Source organism: Candidatus Edwardsbacteria bacterium (genome assembly GCA_031082425.1).
GTDB lineage: Bacteria > Edwardsbacteria > AC1 > AC1 > EtOH8 > UBA2226.
Genome location: JAVHLB010000002.1, coordinates 12473 through 34194, shown reverse-complemented (window position 1 = coordinate 34194; position 21722 = coordinate 12473). Strand labels below are relative to the sequence as shown.

At 57.5% G+C, this 21722-nt stretch carries 15 protein-coding genes; all 15 read left to right on the top strand.

Going from position 1 to position 21722, the window contains the following annotated elements:
* Positions 1 to 59: 59 nt before the first annotated feature.
* Positions 60 to 974: a GNAT family N-acetyltransferase gene (locus tag RDU76_01960; GenBank protein MDQ7797696.1), complete on the top strand. Its 915-nt coding sequence runs from the start codon at positions 60 to 62 to the stop codon at positions 972 to 974.
* Between the two features lie 9 nt (positions 975 to 983).
* On the top strand, positions 984 to 2054 hold the full coding sequence (locus RDU76_01955; protein MDQ7797695.1) for a hypothetical protein: 1071 nt from the start codon (positions 984 to 986) through the stop codon (positions 2052 to 2054).
* Complete coding sequence (locus RDU76_01950; GenBank protein ID MDQ7797694.1) at positions 2051 to 3253, top strand: N-acetylmuramoyl-L-alanine amidase; 1203 nt, start codon at positions 2051 to 2053, stop codon at positions 3251 to 3253. Before RDU76_01955 ends, RDU76_01950 begins: the two co-directional genes overlap by 4 nt.
* Before the next feature lie 73 nt (positions 3254 to 3326).
* Positions 3327 to 4127, top strand: a complete 801-nt coding sequence (locus tag RDU76_01945) for a GNAT family N-acetyltransferase (GenBank protein ID MDQ7797693.1) — start codon at positions 3327 to 3329, stop codon at positions 4125 to 4127.
* A 34-nt stretch (positions 4128 to 4161) separates the two neighbouring features.
* A complete protein-coding gene (gene murI, locus RDU76_01940) occupies positions 4162 to 5055 on the top strand; it encodes a glutamate racemase (GenBank protein ID MDQ7797692.1) in 894 nt (297 codons plus the stop codon).
* Positions 5052 to 8408 carry an ABC transporter substrate-binding protein gene (locus tag RDU76_01935; GenBank protein MDQ7797691.1) on the top strand — a complete coding sequence of 1119 codons (3357 nt, stop codon included), beginning with the start codon at positions 5052 to 5054 and terminating at the stop codon, positions 8406 to 8408. The genes murI and RDU76_01935 overlap by 4 nt, the downstream gene beginning before the upstream one ends.
* Before the next feature lie 8 nt (positions 8409 to 8416).
* Positions 8417 to 9391, top strand: a complete 975-nt coding sequence (locus tag RDU76_01930) for an RluA family pseudouridine synthase (GenBank protein MDQ7797690.1) — start codon at positions 8417 to 8419, stop codon at positions 9389 to 9391.
* Positions 9392 to 9471: 80 nt separating this feature from the next.
* Positions 9472 to 11514 carry an OmpA family protein gene (locus RDU76_01925; protein MDQ7797689.1) on the top strand — a complete coding sequence of 681 codons (2043 nt, stop codon included), beginning with the start codon at positions 9472 to 9474 and terminating at the stop codon, positions 11512 to 11514.
* Between the two features lie 140 nt (positions 11515 to 11654).
* Positions 11655 to 12881, top strand: coding sequence for a putative sugar nucleotidyl transferase (locus RDU76_01920; protein ID MDQ7797688.1), 1227 nt, complete (start codon positions 11655 to 11657; stop codon positions 12879 to 12881).
* A gap of 2 nt (positions 12882 to 12883) precedes the next feature.
* Positions 12884 to 15388, top strand: a complete 2505-nt coding sequence (locus RDU76_01915) for a mannose-1-phosphate guanyltransferase (GenBank protein ID MDQ7797687.1) — start codon at positions 12884 to 12886, stop codon at positions 15386 to 15388.
* Positions 15376 to 15837, top strand: a complete 462-nt coding sequence (locus RDU76_01910; GenBank protein ID MDQ7797686.1) for a hypothetical protein — start codon at positions 15376 to 15378, stop codon at positions 15835 to 15837. Before RDU76_01915 ends, RDU76_01910 begins: the two co-directional genes overlap by 13 nt.
* 99 nt (positions 15838 to 15936) lie before the next feature.
* Positions 15937 to 17412, top strand: coding sequence for a lysine--tRNA ligase (gene lysS / locus RDU76_01905; protein MDQ7797685.1), 1476 nt, complete (start codon positions 15937 to 15939; stop codon positions 17410 to 17412).
* Between the two features lie 85 nt (positions 17413 to 17497).
* A complete protein-coding gene (locus tag RDU76_01900) occupies positions 17498 to 18730 on the top strand; it encodes a lipoprotein-releasing ABC transporter permease subunit (GenBank protein MDQ7797684.1) in 1233 nt (410 codons plus the stop codon).
* Positions 18731 to 18753: 23 nt separating this feature from the next.
* On the top strand, positions 18754 to 19788 hold the full coding sequence (locus tag RDU76_01895; GenBank protein ID MDQ7797683.1) for a HEAT repeat domain-containing protein: 1035 nt from the start codon (positions 18754 to 18756) through the stop codon (positions 19786 to 19788).
* Between the two features lie 20 nt (positions 19789 to 19808).
* The gene (gene typA, locus RDU76_01890; GenBank protein MDQ7797682.1) at positions 19809 to 21644 is read left to right on the top strand and encodes a translational GTPase TypA; all 1836 of its coding nucleotides are present in this window, start codon (positions 19809 to 19811) and stop codon (positions 21642 to 21644) included.
* Positions 21645 to 21722: the final 78 nt, after the last annotated feature.

Here is a 21722-nt window from a genome sequence, read left to right as displayed (position 1 = left end):
ACATGACCATACAGATAAAGCCCTATAAAAATAACCTCCGCAGTCAATGGGAGGCATTCGTGGCTGCTGCCAATAACGGCACCGTTTTTCACCGGCAGCAGTTTTTGGATTATCATCCCCAGGGCCGGTTTGACAACCATCACCTGATGCTGTACGACGGTGCGCGGCTGGCTGCGGTGATGCCGGCCCTGATTAAGGACGAGCAGGGCAGCAAAACGGTGATATCCTACGGCGGGGCCTCCTATGGCGGCTTGGTGGTCGCCGCAGGGTCGGGGATAGCCGAGATGAACCGGGTGGCCGAAGCGGCCACCGAATACTGGTCCCGCCAGGGGGTCAAGCGGGTATTGATCACCCAGCCCCCGTTGATCTATATGCAGCAGCCCAATCAATACATCGATTTCAGCCTGGCCAAACTGGGCTATTCCTATCTGAAGAGGGAGATCAGCGCCGTCATCCCCTTGGAATTCCCCGGGGAGGAGGCGATCATAAGCAGCTTCAAGCCGGAGACCAGGACCGCCCTCAGAAAATCATACAGATCAGGCGTCACGGTCCGAGTCAGCGAAGATATCGATGAGTTCTATCATATATTGGAGAAGAACCTGAGTGCCCGGCATAACGTCAAACCCACCCATACTCTGGCAGAGTTGAAGAGGTTGAAAAAGCTGCTGCCGAAGAACATACTTCAGTTCACCTCCTACCTGGGGAAGGCCCCGGCGGCCGGAATGACGGTCTTCATCTGCAATCCCCGGGTCCTTTTGGCCTTCTACATCAGCCACGACCAGGATTACCAGGAGCATCGCCCGGTGAACTCGGTCTATCACCAGGTGATAAAATGGGGCTGGGAGAGCGGGTTCAAATACCTGGACCTAGGCACCTTCACCCTGAACATGCAGCCCAACTGGGGCCTGGGACGGTTCAAGGAGGGTTTCGGGGCCCGGGGGTATCTGCGGGAAACATTTGAATTAAGATTTTAAAGATCCAGCATGCGGATACTTCATATCGCGCCATACAACACCGCCGGGGTTCCCATAACCTTCGTCAAGGCCGAAAAAGAGCTGGGGCATTACAGCCGCCTGCTTACCCTGCACCACGACGGCCGGGGATACCAGGAGGATATCTGCCTGAGGCTGCCCCTTTGGCAACCGGAAATTGTTGCCAAATTGAAAAAAATATGTTATCCTAAATCCAGGCTTTTGCAGGATACCGGCCTGGCCCAGCCCCGCCAGATCCCGCCAGTCTGGAAGCCGGCCAATCAATTGGCCGGCCTTCTATTAAATGTCCGGGACCGGATGACCCGCCCGTTGATAAAGGGGTATATAAAAAAATACCGGCTGGATTCATTCGATGCCTACCAGCTGGACGGCGGCCACGGGTTTTTAAAGAACGATGATTTCATTTCCAAATGGCATCAGGACGGTAAAAAAGTGATCTGCTGTTACCTGGGCAGCGATCTCCGGCGAAGAGGCGTCATGCCGGGCATGGATAAGATATCCGATCTGACCCTGACCCTGGAGTGGGACCATTTGAAGCTATATCCCGGCATCCAGCACCTATATTTTCCGTTTGATCTTTCCGGCTTCAAGGTCGCGGATCCGTCGGCCGGGAAAAAGGTCAGGATCGGGCATTCACCCACCAACCGGGCGGCCAAGGGCTCGGACCGGATCATCGACGCCGTGAACAAATTGTCGCAAAGATATCCCGTGGAGCTGGTGCTGATCGAGAACCAGCCGCATCTCCGGGCTCTGGAGCTGAAGGCCACCTGCGATATCGGAATAGACCAGCTGGGAGTTCTGGGATACGGCATCAGCGCCCTGGAGTGGCTGGCCATGGGGATCCCGGCGGCCAGCAGCATCGCTTCCCAGATGGAGGCGGCCGGGACCAGCCATCCCATTGTTTCCATAAACCAACAGAATATCGAACAAAAACTGGAGCCGCTGATCAACAGCCGGGAGCAGCGCATAAAACTGGGGCGGGAGGGCCGCCAATGGCTGGAACAGAATCATGATGCCAAAAAGATAGTCAAACAGATCCACCAATCAGCAGGTTTGAATTGAAAAGAACAATCTTTATATCGCTATTGCTGGCAATATCGGGAATGAACGCCCTGCTGGGGCAGTCAAACATAACGGTGATTGACGCCAAGGGCGGAACCACGGTGGTTGGCACCCTGTCATTCGAACATGAAGAATACCTGTCCCTGGCTGACCTGATGGGCCCCTGGTCCGGTCAGGCTGCCTGGTCGGATATTGAGGGCCGGGCCGAGGTAAAACTGCCGGGCCATACCTTGAGGCTTTCGGCGGAGAACACCTTCTTTTTGCTGGACGGCAAATCTTACAATCTCTACCACCCGGTAAGGCTGTATGAATCCGGGCTGTGGGTGCCCCTGGAGATGTTCACCCGCTTTCTGATCCCCATCTGGGGCAAGGGGGTGGGCTGGGATCCCCAGGGCCGCAAATTGAGCCTGGGAATGCTGGATCCCCGCGAGGTCAGCATCCCGCAGGCCAGGCCGCGGCTGCCCCAGGAGGCCAGGGTGATCGAGAAAGTGGTGATCGACGCCGGACACGGCGGAAAGGACCCGGGAGCGGTGGGCCCCAACCGCCTGCTGGAGAAGGATGTCAACCTGGACATAGCCTTCCGGCTGAAGACCATCCTGGAGGACAAGTACCGGGTCAAGGTGGTGATGACCCGGGATGATGATGTCTTCATCCCGTTGGGCGACCGCACCGCCATTGCCAACCGGGAGGCGGCCGACATATTCATCAGTATCCACTGCAATGCCGCTCCCAAGAAGAAACGCAACCGGAGCACCACCCGGGGGGTGGAGACCTATTTCCTGTCGCTGGCCAAGACCGACGATGCCCGGGCCACCGCCGCCATGGAGAACTCCGCCATCCAGTTCGAGCAGCCGGACAAGAAGAACGCCAATTTCGATGACATCCAGCTGATACTGTGGGACGTGATGCAGAACGAATTCCTGAAAGAATCCAGCGACCTGGCGGAGTGGATCCAGGAGGCGCTGTCGGCCGGACTGGCGGTCCCCAACCGGGGGGTCAACCAGGCCGGGTTCTATGTGCTCAACGGAGCCTATATGCCGTCGGTGCTAGTGGAGACAGCCTTCATCTCGCATCCCGAGGAGGAGAGGCTGCTGAAGAAGACCACTTTCCGGCAGAGCGTGGCCGAAGGGATCGCCCAGGGCCTGAGGGAATTCGCCAAGCGTTATAAATGCAAGTTCGGCAGGGCAGAGCCGAATTAAAATGCAGTTGACCGCCCATTCAGACAATAGGCATCTTCGACTCAGGGTTCAGCCGGCTGACCATCTTCAAAATATGATATTCGATAAAATAACAAACCAAGACCTCGACAGTCTCGGCCCCTTGCAGCCCGAGGGCTGGGGTGATATCGTCCCCAGCTTCAAATTCTATCTGGAATCGCCGTTCTGTTTCCCGGTAAAAACGTCTGTCAACGAAAAGATCGCCGGTATCGGGGCGGCCATCATCCTGGAGGGCACGGCCTGGCTGGCCCACATCATCGTCAGCTCCGAAAACCGAAAACAGGGCATTGGCAGCGAAATAACCAGCCATTTGCTGGACCTTACCCGGGAACAGGGATGCAAAACCGCTTCCCTTATTGCCACCGAACTGGGCCGCCCAGTCTACCAAAAGATTGGCTTTGCCGACCAGGAAGAATATGTCTTTTACGAAAGGGAAACCCCTTTGGCCGACCGGAAGATCCCGGAAAACATCTCCGGTTTCCAGGAGGAGCACCGGGCCCGTATTTTGGAGCTGGACCGGATCCTGTCGGGCGAAGGGCGAAGCCGTCTGCTGGAAAAACACCTTCAGAATTCATACCTCCACCTATCCAGCGGAGGGATGGATGGCTATTATCTCCCCGGCCTGGGCGAGGGCCTGATCATGGCGGAGAACCACCGGGCCGGAATTGAACTGGTGAAGCTGAAATTATCGCGCTCCATCAAAAATGTGCTGCCCGCCGGAAACCGGCCGGGGATGGTCTTTATGCAGGAAAACGGTTTCAGGGAAACCAAGCGGGCCACCAGGATGGTCCGGGGCCAAAGGTTTCCCTGGCAGCCGGACAAAATGTTCGGCCGGATCGCGGGGAACCTGGGATGACCATAAATACCTTATCATAATATAAACAAATATAATGTCCCATCATTCACCCATAGGCATATTCGACTCTGGGTTCGGCGGGCTGACCATCTTCCGCAGAATCCGGGAGCTGATGCCGCAGTACGATTACATCTATCTGGGCGACAACGCCCGGACGCCATACGGCAACCGCTCGTTCGAGACGGTGCTCAAATTCACCGCCGAGGGGGTGCAGTTTCTGTTCTCCCAGGGCTGCCCGCTGGTCATCATCGCCTGCAATACCGCCAGCGCCAAGGCCCTGCGCAGCATCCAGCAGCAGTACCTGCCCAAGACCTACCCCGAACGGAGGGTGCTGGGGGTGATCCGGCCCACGGTGGAGTCCATTCAAAGCAAAACCAAGACCGACACCGTGGCCTTGTGGGGAACGGCCGGAACGGTCAACTCCGGGAGCTTCGTGATGGAGATGGCCAATCACGCCCCCTCGGTGAAGCTGGTCCAGCAGGCCTGCCCCCTGCTGGTGCCTTTGGTGGAGGCCGGGGAACTGGAGGGAGAAGGATTGGAATATTACATAAAAAAATACTGGCGGCAGACCGAGATCCAAAGTTCTAAAATCGATACCCTGCTTCTGGCCTGCACTCACTATCCGCTGCTTAAAAAACAGATCGAAAAGATCATACCCCGGGACATCAATATCCTTTCCCAGGATGAGCTGGTGGCGCCCAGCCTGGCCGGGTATTTTAAGCGCCATCCGGAAATGGATCTGCTTATTTCCACCGGCGGCAATTGCCGTTACCTGACCACCGACCAGTGCGGCCATTTTGACAACCTGGCCAAGATCTTCATGGGACAGGATATCTCCTCCGAGAAGATAGAACTCAAAGAAGTAAAACTGCTGGATAACCCCCGGCATATGCCGCTGAACGCCGAAAATGAAGGTGCTCCGGGATGAATATTTTCCAAATAAATAAAAGCCAGAGAACGGCCGCCGCCATGGAAAACCCCGGCCATACCTATGAAAACCGGCTTTCGGAGAACGATCTGAACAACTATCTCACCAAGATCAGCCAGTTCACCGACCTGCTTCCGGCCATAATGGAGGGCATCAAGCAGCTTTCGGCGGCCGACAATATCCATCTGACGGTCATCCAGGAATTCCAGGATAAACTTACCGAGATATTCCGGGGACAGGAGGAGATCGCCGGATATTCCGCCATGGTGCTGGATACCAGCCTGGATTACAACCAGGTGATCCTGGAGACCGAGGCGGTCCTCAAATCGCTGATAACCTCCTTCGACCAATCGCTGGAACTCAACCGCCAACTGGCCGGCGGCTTGGAGAGCCTGTCGGAGATATCCAAGCAACTGCAGGACCTGGTGGCGGTGATGACCGAGATGTCCCTGGCCATCAGCCAGGTCTCCCGGAACGCCGAGATCAAGGCCTTTCATGCCGGCAATGTGGGCCGGGGCTTCGGGGTGATCGCCGAGAACATGAACCTGCTGTCCCAGGAGCTGAGGAAAACCGCGGGAAAAGCCCCCGGGCTGGACTCATCGCTGAAGGAGAAGATAGCCCGGGCCGTCCAGGGTTTGAGCCGGGCCAAGGACCTGGCGGCCAGCCTCAAGGAGAGCTCGACAGCCATGGAGGCCGAACTGTCGGACATCTACCAGGCCAACCAGCTGATAGTGCAGGGATTTCAGGAGATGCGCCGGCATTCCGACAGCCAGCATGAGATAAAGGACCGGCTGCTTTCAGGCATTGCCGATATCAGCCAGATCACTGCCAATTTGGGCATAAGCCAGGAAGTGGTGGCCTCGGTGCTGACCACCGAGATGGCCAGCGTGGGGCAGATAGAGTTTGTCCGGGAGCAGCTGGAGATGGCCCGGGCGGTATGGCAGAAACGGCCCGCCCCTTCCATCCTGCGGGAGATAGCCATAAAATTGAAACATCTCCAATCGGCCCTGGGGTATTCCGTCAGCCACTGGCACGGACTGCAGGAATCGGTCATCGGGCTTAAGAGCACCGCCCTGCAGGAGGAGAAGATCTCCACCCAGGTATGGGCCGAAATGGAACGGCTGTTCGGGGGCATCGACGGACTGGGCAACGGGGTCCAGCAAGTAGTGCTGATGCTGGAATCGGTGACCAGCCGGGCCGATGGCCTCCAGAAAAACCTGAGAATCTCCACCGAGAACCTGGGATTGCTCCGCAGCCTGCTGGATGAATTCAGGGCCACCGGCGCCGGCATCTCCCGGGACCTGGCCGAGCTTCAGGAGACCGGCCAGGGGATCCGTTCTTTTGCGGAGCAGGTCAAGCTTCTGGCCTTCTACTCGGCGGTGGAGGTGGCCGATATGGGGCAATGGACCAAGGAGCTGGAGCCGATAGTCTCACAGACCAGAGGTCTGGCCCTGCAGGCCGAAAGCGATTCGGCCAAGATGACGCCGATGCTGGCGGAACTCCAGAAGCAGTTCCTGAACACCGTGTCGCTGCTGGACCGGAATATTGAGATGGTCGGCCTCAACTTGACCGATATCTCGCAGGCCGATATCTCCTTGAACAAAGTGCTGGAGGAGACCGGAAGACTGTCCGCCATCGGGAGCAGCGCCAAGATTGGGATAGACGCCCAGGCGGCCGACCGCAACGGCCTGGTGGAGGTATATTCCCAATACGCCAATTCATTCCGGGCGGTCAGCAGCAACTTGGAGATGATCCAGCGGCTGTTCAAACAGGCCCATGAATCCCTGCTGGGCTTCGGGCAGATCGCCGGACAGCTTTTCGGCCAGATAGACGAACGGATCATCAAAGAGGATTTCGGCGGGATATTGAAATTAACCCTGCCCTCGGAGCCGCTGACCCTGGACCCGGCTATGAGGACCGACGCCACCTCCAATGAAGTGGTGGCCCAGATATACGAGGGCCTGGTGCAGTTCGATGCCGGGGTCAACGTGCTGCCGGCCATCGCCACCCACTGGAGCATATCCGGCGACGGCCGGGAATGGACCTTCAATATCAAGAAGGGGGTCAAATTCCACAACGGCAGGGAGCTGACCTCCGATGATGTGAGATACACCCTGGAGAGGCTTTTGAGCCCGGGCCTGAATTCTCCCAACGCCTATTTCGTGGACATGATAGAGGGGGCGGCCGATTTCCGGGCCAGCCGGACCAATTCCGTCAAGGGGATCAGGATCATTGATTCGCACACCCTGGTCATCCGGCTGGAATCGGCCTATATGCCTTTTCTGGCGAATCTGGCATCCTCGGTAACGGCCATTGTTCCCAAGGAGGAAGTGTTGAAGGCCGGGGGCAATTTAAGCAGTAATCCCGTCGGAACCGGTCCCTTTAAGTTTAAGGAATGGATACCCGGCAGCAAAATCGAACTTGACAGGTTCAACGACTATTACGAGCAGAAGGTCTCCCTGAGGGGGATCATCTACCATATAAACATTCCCGAGGACCAGCGGAGCCAAAAGCTGGAGCGTCGGGAGATAGACCAGCTGGAGGTCAGGGGCAAGGAGAGGGAGGCGATCTGCTCCCTGGGAAGCTGCCTGGTGGAAAAACTTCCGGCCCTGAACATCCAGTATGTCTGCATCAACGTCAGCATGGCCACGCCCTTCGTGGACAAGCGGGTGAGACAGGCGCTGAACTATGCAATAAACAAGAACAACCTGATCGATGCCAGCAGCCTGCGGGCCGAGGCCACGGTGGCCCGGGGGGTTTTCCCGCCGGGGCTGGCGGCCTACAACCCCGACCTGAAGGGATATGACTACAGCCCGGAAAAGGCCAAGTCCCTGCTGGCCCAGGCCGGCTACCCCAGCGGCCTGCCGGGAGAGTATCTGATGGATATCCGGGACAACCGGGAGCAGATGGAGAGGGCCGAGATAATGATCAATGATTGCCGCAAGGCGGGCATAATGCTGAGGGCCAATCCCCTGCCCTGGAAGGAGCTGTTGGAGAGATCCTACGAAGGGCAGGCGGCCCTTTCGGTCCGGGGCTGGTCCTCCGATAACGGGGATCCCGACAACTTCCTCTATCCGCTGTTCCACTCCAAGAACTGGGGCCGGCCGGGGAACACCTCGTTCTATAAATCCTTAAAAGTCGACGAGATGCTGATCCGGGCCCTGGCGATACGGAGCCCGGTGGAGCGCCTGAATTTCTACCGGGAGATAGAGCAGCTGGTGGTGGAGGATGCCCCCTGGGTCTTCCTCTATCACTCCATGAAATATACCGCCACCAATCCTTACGTCCACGGCTGCCGGATCCGCCCCATGGGGGCGGCCCGGCTGAAGGACTGCTGGATGGAGACGGAATGAAAATATAGATGGCGATCCCCAGCGACATCACCGTATCCTCCCAGCAGACCCCGGTCCGGCTGGACCGGTATCTTATCTGCCAGGGCCTGAATATCTCCCGTAACCGGATACAGGGCCTGATCCAATCGGGCAACATAACCGTCAACGGCCGACGGTCGGCCCCCTCCTATCTGGTCCGTTCCGGAGACCGGATCCATCTCCGGCAGGAGGCCGGACCCTTGAAAAGAGACCGGCCCCAGGCAGAGGACCTCCCGCTGGAGGTGGTGTTCGAGGACGGCGACCTGATGGTGGTCAACAAGCCGGCCGGTATGGTGGTCCATCCGGCGGCCGGCAATTACAGCGGGACGCTGGTCAACGCCCTGCTCCATCACTCTGACCAACTTTCGGAGGCCGGAGACGGCCAGCGGCCCGGCATACTGCACCGGCTGGACAAGGACACCTCGGGCCTGCTGCTGGTGGCCAAGTCCGACCAGGCCCACGCCGTCCTGGCCCGGCAGATGGGGGCCCGCCAGATCACCCGGCGTTACCAGGCGCTGGCCTGGGGCCTGATGGAGGAGCCGGCGGGAACCATCAACGCCCCCATCGGCCGCTCCGCCTTCGACCGCAAGAAAATGGATGTCTCGGCCATCCGGGGGAGAAATGCAATCACCCATTACCGGGTGCTGGGAGAGTACCGGATAGCCAGCCATCTGGAGCTGAAGCTGGAGACCGGCCGCACCCATCAGATAAGGGTGCATCTCAAGCATCTGGGGCATCCCATAGTTGGTGATATTACCTACGGCGGCACCGGGAAACAGGTGATAGCAGCTTTTGCCCGGCGCGATCCCGGTCCGGCCGAAAGTATCCTGTCATCCATCGGCCGCCAAGCCCTGCATGCCGGGGTCCTGGGGTTCGTCCACCCGGTCACCGGAAAATATCTGGAGTTTTCATCTCCGCTTCCGGACGATATCCAGGGGCTGATCAAAACCCTGAAAGCCCTTTAGCCCTTGACAAACAGGATAATAAATTGGTATATTTCAACTTATTATATTTTTGACACAAATAACTGGTTAGGAGGAATATCATGAGGTTCATCAAAACGCTGACATTGGCGGCAATAATGTCTGCATTACTAATTGCTACCGGGCAGGCCTATAATCCGCCGGCCTTCGACGGAGGCTGCGGAACCTTCAAGGTCTCATCGGCCCGAACCCTGGGCAAGGGGATGCTGGGGGTGGGCTTTTTGGAATCGGACCTTTCCTCCCGGTCATTGTTAAAGGGCGATCTTCTCTTTCAGGGCGACACCATGACCGGAGGCAAAGGAGACCAGCATTATACGGCTTGGTCCAGATTATCGATCACCTATGCTCCGCTGGATTATTTTGAATTCTCCATCGCCCCCCGGATGTATGCGGTGTATGACAAGCACTCCAATGTGGAGGGGGTGATATCCGACCGGATCCGTTATGACGGCATCAACAACGATCTGGCAAAATTCTGGCTGAGAGATCTGCTGATAAAAGTAAAAGGCAGCTATCCTTCCAAGGTTTACGGACGGGCTAAGTTTTCCTATGCCGTGGGATTAGAGCCGTTTGTCTCCATCGGGTTTCCCGGTACCACTCAATATATATATACCGACAATACCACCCTGGCTGAACAGCCGGATTCTTTTTTGGCCACCCATGGCTTTGGCAATCTGATCCCCCACAGCACCGATTTTGGAGCCAAGTTTTTGACCACTTTGTCTCTGGGCCCGGCCTCGCTGCACGGCAACATCGGGTATCTAAAGGCCGGCAGCGCCAAGCCAGCTTTTATGGTTGACTATTCCCAGCTGGTCCCTGCCCGGGATACCCTGTTACTGGATTCAACCGCCCGTCGGAGCTATGTGGATTCGGTGCTGATGGTGGATCCGGACAGCTGGACCCATCCCGCCAAGGAAACCACCGTGGTCAGGGAAAATCAGATACTTTGGGGTCTCGGCCTGGAGATAGACGCCGGTCCTTATGTTACCTTCGTGCTTGAAGCCGGTGGAGAAAAACTTAGCGGTAAAAAGTCATTCTTCTACAACAGTCCGGCCAGGATCACCCCCGGCATCCGGTTCAAGACCCCGGGGGGCTTCACCATCGACGGGGGCTGCGAGTTCAAGATGACCAGCAATTCCTCGGCCCCGGAATGGAACGCCCTGTTCGGATTCTCGGTCGCCTCCCAGACCCTGGCCAAGGCCAAGCCGGTGCCCCAGGGGGTGATCTCGGGCAAGGTGCTGATCGCCAACACCGATTCCGTCCTGATGGCCACCATCACCATGCCGGGCTACCTGGTGGACTCCGCCGGGCAGGCCAAACCGATCCTGCAAAAGATAGACGGCAGCTTCTCCATCACCGTTCCTCCGGGAACCTACCGGATGAGGGTATCGGCCGGAGACTCATTCCTGTGGCAGGAGCGCCCGGCGATCGTGGCCGACGGCCAGACCCTGATGATGGACTTCCCCATCAAGAGAAAAGAATATCCCAAGGGGACCATCACCGGAAAAGTGGTGGACAAGAAGACCGGCAACCCCATGGGCGCCACGTTATATTTCTACGGCCCGGACAGGAAGGCCATGGACAACCCAGCCACCAGCGATCTGCTGACCGGCATCTACAGCACCCAGCTGCCTCCCAACATCTACAACATCCAGGCTCATGCCGAGGGCTACAACATCGAGACCGCCCCGGCCCCGGTCAACGACAAGCAGACCTTCATCCAGAACTTCGAGATGCGGATGATCCCCAAAAAGGGCGAGAAGGTGGTGCTATCCGGGATCAAGTTCCGCTCCGGCAAGGCCGATATCATGGCCAGTTCGATGCCGATTCTTGACGAGGCCGCCAAGCTGCTGAAGGAGAATCCCACCATCAAGGTGGAGATCGGCGGGCACACCGACAGTCGCGGCAGCGCCGCCAGGAACCAGAAGCTTTCCGAGGCCAGGGCTTACTCGGTCCGCAATTACCTGATCAACAAGCATGGCATAGCCGGAGAACGGCTGACAGCGGTGGGCTACGGCGAGGATATGCCGATGGAGACCAACAAGACGGTAAGGGGCCGGGCGGCCAACCGCCGGATAGAATTCGTGGTAATGAGCCAGCAGTAAACGGCTGTCATCATGAGCAAGGCGAAGGATGGGGACATCCTTCGCCTTTTTGTTATTGCACATGCCATCTTTTCAGGTTGACAATAACCCCGCAATTAGGCTATTATTAACCATCTATCAACCCGATGGTAATCAGTCAAATGCATCATATCATCTTATACGAGGATCATCTGTATCCCGAGCTTTACCCCCTGACCTATCTTCGCCCGGTCTGGGACCTGAAGTGCGGGGCTTTTTCGCTGAAACAGCGGCTGGAGAAAGGTGTCAAGTCGGCGGTCATTTACCAATGGACCAGCCGGGAAAGGAGTGCCTTTTCCAACAGAATAGAGATCGGCAAAGGGCCGTTACTTCTGGTCAACGGGAGGGCTTTCATCTCCCAAAAGGACCTGTCCACCTTGCTGAAAAGCAAAGGGAAGGCGGCGGTCACCGGAGAAGGCTTTATCGCCGCCCTGAAGCTGGACGATGCCTCGGGCCTCGGGAAAGTATTGTCCTCCGATCCAGATGAAAGCATTTTGCTCAAGCTGGCCGAAGGGGCCAAAGAAATTTCGTCATCGGCCAAGATGTTTCGCCACCTGTGGGAATTGGTCGATCACAATAGCCAGGCCATAGCGCAAGATGCCGGTTATTTCAAGGGCAGCTCCCTCCCATTGCCCAAAGGGTCATACCTGTTGGGGAAACGCAGCGATCTGAAATCATCCGCCCAGGCATTCATCGAGCCGGGATCGGTGATAGACACCCGGCAGGGGCCGGTGATCATCGAGGCCGGGGCGGTGATCCGTCCCTTCAGCCGGATAGAGGGCCCCTGCTATATCGGGCCCGATTCCCTGATAGACGGGGCCAAGCTCCGGCCCGGGGTTTCCGTCGGGCGGGGCTGCAAGCTGGCCGGGGAGGTAGAGGAAACGGTGGTGCTGGATTTCTCCAACAAACACCACGACGGGTTTCTGGGCCACAGCTATCTGGGCAGCTGGGTGAACCTGGGGGCCCAGACCTGCAACTCCGATCTCAAGAACAACTATGGCAATATCGTCGTCTGGGCCAACGGAAAACATATCGATTCCGGCCGGATCAAGGCTGGCTGTTTCATCGGCGACCACAGCAAGACCGCCATCGGCACCATGATCAACACCGGAACGGTGGTGGGGATCGGCTGCAACATCTTCGGCGGGCCGGTGAAAAAATACCTGCCGTCCTTCAGCTGGGGATGCAGCGACCTGTTCCACGACCATAAGCTGGAGAAGGTCCTGGCCACCTGCCGGATGGTGATGGCCAGGAGAAAAATGGAAATGCCGGAGAGGGATGCCGAGCTGATGAAAAAGATCTTTGAGGCTACGGCCCGGGACCGGGAAAATATATCCGGGGGGAAATAGCAATGAAGGCGATCATCATGGCCGGGGGCTTCGGCACCCGCTTGCGGCCGCTGACCTGCCAGATACCCAAGCCGATGGTTCCCATGGTCAACCGGCCGATGATGGAACATATCATCATGCTGCTGAAGGAGCACCAGATCACCGAGATGGTGGCCCTGCTGTTCCACCAGGCGGAGAGCATCTCGGACTATTTCGGCGACGGCAGCGATTTCGGGGTCAAGATAGATTACATCCGGCCGGACGCCGATTACGGCACCGCCGGGGCGGTGGGCATGGCCCGGGAGCTTTTAAAGGAGCCGTTCATTGTCATATCCGGCGACCTGCTGACCGACTTTGACCTGGGTGGGATCATTGCCTTTCACAATAAAAAGAAGGCCCTGGCCACCATCACCCTGACCCGTGTGGCCAACCCGCTGGAGTACGGGATCGTGATCACCGACCAGGACGACCGGATCAGCCGCTTCCTGGAGAAGCCCACCTGGGGGCAGGTGTTCTCCGACACCATCAACACCGGGATCTATGTCTTCCAGCCGGAGGTCTTCGACCTGATACCTGTTAAAAAAGAGTTCGATTTCTCCCAGGACCTCTTTCCCCTGATCCTGTCCCAGAACAAGCCGCTCTACGGCTGCATCACCAACGGATACTGGCGGGACATCGGCAACATCACCGAGTACCGCCAGGCCCATCTGGACGCCCTGAAGGGCGAGGTCCGGGTGGACATCGAGGGCGACCGCCTGAACCTGATCGGCAAGGACATCTGGGTGGGCAAGGGCTCCAGCATCAACGCCAAGAATTCCCGGCTGACCGGGGCGGTGATCATGGGCCGGAACGTCACGGTGGGCCAGGGGACCCACCTGCATGACGTGGTCGTCGGCAATGACTGCCATATCGGCCAGGACGCCTTCGTCGAGCATTCCATCATCTGGTCGGGCTGCCGGATAGGCGACCAGGCCCGGGTCGAGGAGGCCATCGTCTGCGAAGGGGTGGAGATCGGCAGCCAGGCGGTGATCGAACAGCACGCCATCCTCAGCAGCCAGGTAAAGATAGGCAGCCAGGCCCGGGTCAGCGCCAATGTCAAGGTGTGGCCGGGGAAATCGGTGGACGACCAGGCGGTGCTGACCTCCAGCCTGATCTGGGGCGACCGCTGGTTCAAGGAGTTCTTTGCCGGGCCCCGGGTGACCGGGCTGGCCAATATGGAGATGACCCCGGAGTTCGCCGCCAAGCTGGGGGCGGCCTATGGGGCGCTGTTGGGCAAGGGGTCGGTGGTGCTGACCAGCCGGGACAGCCACCCGGTCAGCCGGATGATCAACCGGGCGGTGATATCCGGGCTTCTTTCGGCCGGGGTCAAGGTCCACGAACTGCGGGCCCTGCCCATCCCCATCGTCCGCTACCAGCTCAAGACCGGCGGGGACCAGGGCGGGCTGCACACCAGAAAATCGCCCTTTGATCCCAAGATGGTGGACATCATCTTCTTCGACAAGGACGGCAAGGACCTCCCGGCCGGCAAGATCAAGAACCTGGAGCGGATGTTTTTGCGGGAGGATTTTTCAAGGGCCCAGCCCGAGGACACCGGGGTGATTGAATTTCCCCACCGGGTGATGGAGGGCTACCGGGAGGGGCTGCTGTCGCATATAGACACCCAGGCCATCCGGGAGGCCAAATACAAGGTGGTGATAGATTACGCCTACGGCGCGGCGGCCGGGATCTTTCCCTCCATCCTGGGGGAGCTGGGCATCGAGGTGGTGGCCCTGAACGCCTTTGAGAACCCGGAGAAGCTCACCAAGAGCGGGGATGATTTTGTCGCCGCCCAGCAAAGGCTGTCCCAGATGGTGCAGTCCATAAAGGCCGATGTGGGTTTTCTTTTGGACAGCGGTGCCGAGCGGGTCTTTTTGGTGGACGAGCAGGGAAAGATAATGGACGAGGACCAGGCTCTGGCGGCGGTCTGCCTGCTGGTGATGAAGGGCCGCAAGGTCAAGGAGCTGGCGGTGCCGGTGACGGCCTCCCGGGCCATCGAGGAGATGGCCCGGAAATACCAGGTCAGGGTCAAGCGCAGCCGGATAGACAACCGGTCGCTGATCGAAGAGGCCGCCGGAGAGAACGTGGCCTTTGTGGCCAGCCGCCGGGGCGGCTATATCTTCCCGGAATTCCAGCCGGCCTTCGACGCCATGCTGTCCATCACCAAGATACTGGAGCTGATGGCGCTGACCGGAAGCAAACTGGGGAGCATCACTTCCGAGATCCCCCCAAGCCACATGGTCAAGAAGAACATCCCTTGCCCCTGGAGCAAAAAGGGCCTGGTGTTGCGGACCCTGATGGAGCAGACCAAGGACCACCCGGAGAAACAGTTCATCGACGGCATCAAGCTGTTCTACGGCCGGGACTGGGTGCAGGTGCTGCCCGATCCCAACCGGGAGCTGTTCCACATCAATGCCGAGGCCGACGACCAGAACCGGGCCCAGGAGCTGGTGAATGAATACACCAGGAAGATAGAAGAATGCTTAAAGTAGGCAAAAACAGGATCGTTTTGGCCGCTATTTTCCTGGCGGTCCTGATCGTCTTTGCAGTTATCTATAATAATTGGCTGAGCCCCAAGGCCAGGGTCAAGGCCACCGTAGAGCGGACCACCAAGGCCTTCCTGACCAAGAACAAATCGCTGATCATGGATAACATTGCCTCTGATTTTTATTGCGATCCATTCGACAAGCCCAAAGTGGACACCAGTTTGACCCTATTCTTCCGGGAGTTCGAAAAAGCCAAGGTCACCCTTAACGACCAAAAGGTTCAGGTAATGGGCGCTGAGGCGGTGGACACCATCGGGGTCATCGTAGTGGTGAGCCGGGGAGGTGAGCAGGGGTTTATTTTGGGCTCCTTCGGCAATCCGGCCAAGTTGACGCTTAAATTAAAAAAACGTAAGAAATGGCAGATAATCGGGGTCGAGGGTTTGAAAATCTTTTGATTTTAAGGTATAATTACCGAGAACCAGACGACACCGAACTGAAATTTTAGGTTCGGTGTTTTTTATACACTTCACCCAGCAGTAAACCAGGAGAATCAAATGTCCGAACATTTGGGAAACCAGATCCCGGAAAGGGCCGAGAGAATCCATAAGCTTGAAGAACTGAAAAAGATGGGGATAGATCTCTACCCCTATTCCTATCAGGCCGACATCAAGGCGGCCGAGATACTGGCCGCCCCAGACCAGCTGATCGAATCGGGACGCGAGGTTAAGGCGGCCGGCCGGATAGTGGCCATCCGGGGGCACGGCAAGGCCGCCTTTCTGCACCTGTCGGACGACAGCGGCAGGATACAATGCTACGTCCGCCAGGACGAGGTGGGCGAAGAGAACTACAGGGCCTTCAAGCTGTACGATCTGGGTGACTTCATCGGCGTGGCGGGAAAGATCTTCCGGACCAAGACCGGGGAGGTAAGCATCCACGCCAAGGAAGTGGTCCTGCTGTCCAAGTCCCTGCTGCCCCTGCCGGAAAAATTTCACGGCCTGCAGGATGTGGAGCTGCGCTACCGCAAGAGATACCTGGACCTGATCGCCAACCCGGAGGTCAAAGAGCTGTTCATCAAGCGCACCAGATTCGTCAGGGCCATGCGCGATTTCATGGATACCAAGGGGTTCATGGAGGTGGAGACGCCCTGCCTGGAGCTGATCCCCGGCGGGGCGGACGCCCAGCCCTTCAGCACCCATCACAATACCCTGGACATCGACATGTTCCTGCGGATATCGCTGGAGCTTCACCTAAAGCGGCTGATCGTGGGCGGATATCAGAAGGTCTACGAGATGGGCCGGGTGTTCCGCAACGAGGGGATGAGCCCCCAGCATCTGCAGGAATTCACCATGATGGAGTTCTACTGGGCCTACGCCGATTACAACCAGCTGATGCCCCTGGTGGAGGAGATGTACATAACCCTGCTGGAGAAGACCTTCGGCAGCCTGGAGATCAAATTCGAGGACCAGGCGCTCAATTTCAAAGGCCCCTGGCCCCGGTATGACTACCGCCAGCTGCTGATAGACAAGTCCGGGGTGGACCTGGACCAGTATCCCACCACCGAATCGCTGATACCCAAGCTCAAGGAGATGGGCCTCAAGCCCGATCCCAAGCTGGGACGGGGGCGCCTGATAGACCAGCTTTATAAAAAATTCGTCCGGCCGGAGCTCATTCAGCCGTGCTTCCTGATAGACCATCCGCTGGACGTCTCTCCGCTGGCCAAGAAACACCCCACTAGGGAAGGGTATGTCCAGCGCTTCCAAGTGCTGTTCGCCGGGGCCGAGGTGGGCAACGGCTTCTCCGAGCTCAACGATCCGCTGGACCAGAGGGCCAGGTTCGAGGAGCAGGCCCGGCTGCGGGAGAAGGGCGATGCCGAGGCCCAGATGTACGACCGGGATTTCGTGGAGGCCCTGGAACACGGGATGCCGCCCTGCGGCGGGTTCGGGGTGGGGCTGGATAGATTCTTCGCCATCGTCAGCAATTCCTCCTCGGTGCGGGAGGTCGTATTCTTCCCCACCATGAAGCCGGAATGATTCAGATATAAAAGTCAAGATGGGTATACGGTAGACAGTAGAGGTGGAGCAGTAAATTTTAAAATGCAAATTGCAAAATAATTGAATGTCCTACGAATTTTTCATAGCCTTAAGGCATCTCAAGGCCAAACGAAGGACCGGATTCATCTCGGTGGTCAGCTTGATCTCCCTGGCCGGGATCACCGTGGGGGTGGGGGCCCTGGTGATAGTCCTCTCGGTGATGAACGGCTTCCAGACCGACCTGCGCAACCGGATACTGGGAACCAACGCCCATGTGATAATTCTCAAATACCACAACCAGCCCATCGAAGGCTATCATGAACTGATCGCCCGGATAGATTCCCTGCCGGGCATCATCAGCAGTTCGCCCTTCATCTATACCAAGAGCATGATCGCAGTGGGCAGCCGGGTGGACGGAGTGGTCCTGCGGGGGGTGGATCCCGAAATAGAAAGATCGGTCACCGATATTTCCCGTAATATGATCACCGGGGATTATGATTTTACCGTCTATTCCGACAGCCTGCCGGCCATTGTTTTGGGCATCGATCTGGCCGACCGGCTGGTGGCCCACCTGGGCGACACGGTCACCGTGGCTTCGCCCCAGGCGGCCCGGGCCACACCTTTGGGGCTGGTGCCCCGGGCCAGGCAGTTCCGGCTGGCGGGGGTGTTCGACGCCGGAATGTACGAATATAATTCCACCCTGGCCTTTATCGGCCTCAACGAGGCCCAGGATTTTCTGGACATGGGCGCTGCGGTGACCGGCATCGAGGTCAAGATCACGGACATCTACCAGGCCCAGCAGGTGGGGCGGGAGATCGTCAAAAAGCTCGGCCCTGCCCAGTACCGCTACAACGACTGGATGCAGCTGAACTGGAGTCTTTTTTCGGCCCTCAAGCTGGAGAAGACGGTGATGTTTCTGATCCTGGTGCTGATCATAATGGTGGCGGCCTTCAACATCATCTCCAGCCTGATCATGACGGTGATCGAGAAGACCCGGGAGATAGGGATCCTCAAATCCATGGGGGCCACCTCCCGCAGCATCATGCGGATATTCGTCTACGAGGGGCTGATGATCGGCCTGGTGGGGACCCTGCTGGGGCTGGGGCTGGGCTATGTGATGTGTCTGTTGCTGGCCAAGTACCAGTTCATCGATCTGCCGGCCGACGTCTATTTCATCAACAAACTGCCGGTGCAGATCCAGCCTTGGGATTTCGTCCTGGTGGCGGTGGCGGCGGTATTGATCAGCTTTCTGGCCACCATCTACCCGGCCTGGAAGGCATCGCGTCTGGACCCGGTGGAAGCCATTAGATATGAATAATAAACTAAGGTAAAATATTTTAAATGAAAAACAAAACCATACTCTCCATCATTCTATCAACTTTATGGCTATCGGCACAGCCAGTGAGGGCCTTCGACCGGGTCTATACCATGGGCGATAAGATAGATTCCTCTCCGTTGATAGTCTATGCCAATGTGCAGGAAGCGAAGGAACTGGCGGCTAAAAAGAAAAAAAACAGCGGACCAGAGGAGATCGTCGGCGATTATCTTTACCGGCTGAAGGTGCTGGAGGTGGTCAAGGGCAGCCCGAAGATAAAAGAGGTCATGGTCATCCAATCCCCTGAATTCCGGGCCGATCCCCGGTATTTTACCCTGGGCCAGAATGTCATTGCCTTTTTAAAGCCCAACAGCCTTTCCGGGAAATTTCTAACCAGATATGGATTACCCAGAATGTCCTATTACGAATGCTTCGCCAACAAGCAGGGAATGTTGGCGGTAGCGGATTCCAGCCGGGAATTCTACCTGGGAAGCATCAAAAAATACCTCTCAGCCAAGCGGGCCAAACGATCCAAGCGGGCGGCTGAATGGGTCTCTTTGCTGGAAAACGCTCCGGACGAACTTAAAGAGAACGCCCTGTTGGAACTTTCAACCAGGCCGTATTATCCGGCCATGAATATTTTCATACGATGTTTGGGCGAAGAAAATCTGACCACCCTGGCGCATAAAAATTTAAAGCTTTTCCCACCGGACAGCTTGGAGGCCAGGCTCGATTCGTTGATGAAGTTTCAGAAAAGCGACTCAAGACTGGTCAAGGTAAACCTGATAAAATTGGTCTCGCCCATCCATGATGACAAGGTGTTTAAATTCCTGCAGAGATCATTGAAGGACGACAAGTTCGAGGTGAGGGCCACCGCCGCCCAGAGCCTGGAGGGTTGGACCGACAAGAAGGCCGTCAAGTCTCTCAAGAAAGCCCTGGACGACGATGACGATTATGTCCGCAGTGCGGCCTATGAGGCGCTGACCAAACAGGGATTCCGGATCGAAAAGAAGGACGACCTAACCTACAAGATCCTGCAGGAACCGGGAAAGAAAAATTAGGATAAGGACTGATTAATTAGATGACTGACAAGAAACTAAGGAATATCGCCATCATCGCCCACGTGGACCACGGCAAGACCACCCTGGTGGATGCCCTGCTCCGGCAGAGCGGACTTTTCAGGGACAACCAGGAGGTGCCCGAACTGGTGATGGATTCCAACCCTCTGGAGCGGGAACGCGGCATCACCATCTTCTCCAAGAACGCCTCCATCCATTACAACGGATACAAAATCAACATCGTAGACACCCCGGGCCACGCCGATTTCGGTTCCGAGGTGGAGCGGGTGCTGTCGATGGTGGACGGCGTCCTGCTGCTGGTGGATGCGGTGGACGGCCCCATGCCTCAGACCAGGTTCGTGCTGCAAAAGTCCCTCAAGCTTGATCTTAAGACCATAGTGGTGATAAACAAAATAGACCGGCCGGATTCCCGGCCCCACTGGGCGTTGGACCAGGTGTTCGACCTGTTCGTCTCCCTGGACGCCACCGATGAACAGCTGGATTTTCCGGTGGTATACGCCTCGGGCAAATCGGGCATTGCCACCATGGAATTGGAAAAACCGGGGAACAATATCATACCCATTTTTGAGGTGATAATAGATAAGGTGCCGTCTCCGCCGGGGGATCCCGACAAGCCACTGCAGATGCTGGTCACCAGCATGGATTACAACGATTACGTGGGGCGGCTGGCCATCGGAAGGATCCTCAACGGGAGGATACGATCCGGACAGTCGGCGGCCCGGATAAAGAAGGACGGGACCACCAAGATCGAGAAAATAACCCGGATCTACGGCTTCGAGGGACTTAAGCGGATAGAGGTGCAGGACGTGACGGCCGGGGATATTTTGGCCCTGGCCGGATTTCCGGAGATCAACATCGGCGAGACCATCGCCGACTCGGGGGATCCCCAGGCCCTGCCCTATGTGGACATCGACCAGCCCACCATCTCCATGCTGTTCTCGGTGAACAACAGCCCCTTCTCCGGGCAGGATGGGGCCTACGTGACCTCCCGCCAGATCAGGGACCGGCTGGCCCGGGAGCTGAAATCCAACGTGGGGCTGAAGATAGAGGACACCGGATCGCCGGATTCGTTCAAGGTCTCCGGGCGGGGGGAGCTTCACCTGTCCATTCTGATAGAGACCATCCGGCGGGAGGGCTACGAATTGCAGGTATCCCGGCCCGAGGTCATCCTCCGGGAGATCGATGGAAAGACCTGCGAGCCCTTTGAGTACCTGGTGATAGACGTGGACGATGCCTATGTGGGCGCGGTGATGGAGAAACTGGGCCAGCGCAAGGCCGAGCTGCAGAACATGAAGGCCGACGGAAAGGGCCGAACCCGGCTGGAATTCAACATTCCGGCCCGGGGTCTGATAGGCTTCCGGGGGCAGTTTCTGACCGACACCCGGGGGACCGGCATCATGCATCACAACTTTCTGGATTACCAGACCTACCGGGGTGAGATCAGCGCCCAGGTCAACGGGGTGCTGGTGGCCATGGAGACCGGCACCGCCACCTCCTACTCGCTGGACTCCATCCAGGAGCGGGGAATGCTGTTCGTGGCCCCGGGCGACCGGGCCTACCAGGGAATGATAATCGGGGAAAGGCCCAAGGAGAACGATCTGGTGGTCAATGTCACCAGGGCCAAAAAGCTGGGCAACCAGCGTTCATCCACCTCCGAGGAGGCCATAAGGCTGACCCCGCCCAAGATCATGACCCTGGAGGAGGCGCTGGAGTTCATCGCCGATGACGAGCTGGTGGAGGTGACCCCCAAGGCCATCCGGTTAAGGAAGAAGATACTGTCCGACATCGACCGCCGCCGGTCCCGCCGGGTCAAACCGGGTGCGGAGGCCGAGGAATAATACCGGATAGTAAATATATCTTCACCACAAAGACACCAAGGATCTTATTTATCTGGTACGGTTTATAGCCATGGTTGA

Coding starts and splice junctions, on each gene's coding strand:
- RDU76_01915 (MDQ7797687.1), top strand. CDS start 12,884: ATGAAGGCGATCATCATGGCCGGGGGCTTCGGCACCCGCTTGCGGCCG.
- RDU76_01900 (MDQ7797684.1), top strand. CDS start 17,498: ATGTCCTACGAATTTTTCATAGCCTTAAGGCATCTCAAGGCCAAACGA.
- murI (MDQ7797692.1), top strand. CDS start 4,162: ATGTCCCATCATTCACCCATAGGCATATTCGACTCTGGGTTCGGCGGG.
- RDU76_01920 (MDQ7797688.1), top strand. CDS start 11,655: ATGCATCATATCATCTTATACGAGGATCATCTGTATCCCGAGCTTTAC.
- lysS (MDQ7797685.1), top strand. CDS start 15,937: ATGTCCGAACATTTGGGAAACCAGATCCCGGAAAGGGCCGAGAGAATC.
- RDU76_01930 (MDQ7797690.1), top strand. CDS start 8,417: ATGGCGATCCCCAGCGACATCACCGTATCCTCCCAGCAGACCCCGGTC.
- RDU76_01955 (MDQ7797695.1), top strand. CDS start 984: ATGCGGATACTTCATATCGCGCCATACAACACCGCCGGGGTTCCCATA.
- typA (MDQ7797682.1), top strand. CDS start 19,809: ATGACTGACAAGAAACTAAGGAATATCGCCATCATCGCCCACGTGGAC.
- RDU76_01925 (MDQ7797689.1), top strand. CDS start 9,472: ATGAGGTTCATCAAAACGCTGACATTGGCGGCAATAATGTCTGCATTA.
- RDU76_01935 (MDQ7797691.1), top strand. CDS start 5,052: ATGAATATTTTCCAAATAAATAAAAGCCAGAGAACGGCCGCCGCCATG.
- RDU76_01895 (MDQ7797683.1), top strand. CDS start 18,754: ATGAAAAACAAAACCATACTCTCCATCATTCTATCAACTTTATGGCTA.
- RDU76_01910 (MDQ7797686.1), top strand. CDS start 15,376: ATGCTTAAAGTAGGCAAAAACAGGATCGTTTTGGCCGCTATTTTCCTG.
- RDU76_01945 (MDQ7797693.1), top strand. CDS start 3,327: ATGATATTCGATAAAATAACAAACCAAGACCTCGACAGTCTCGGCCCC.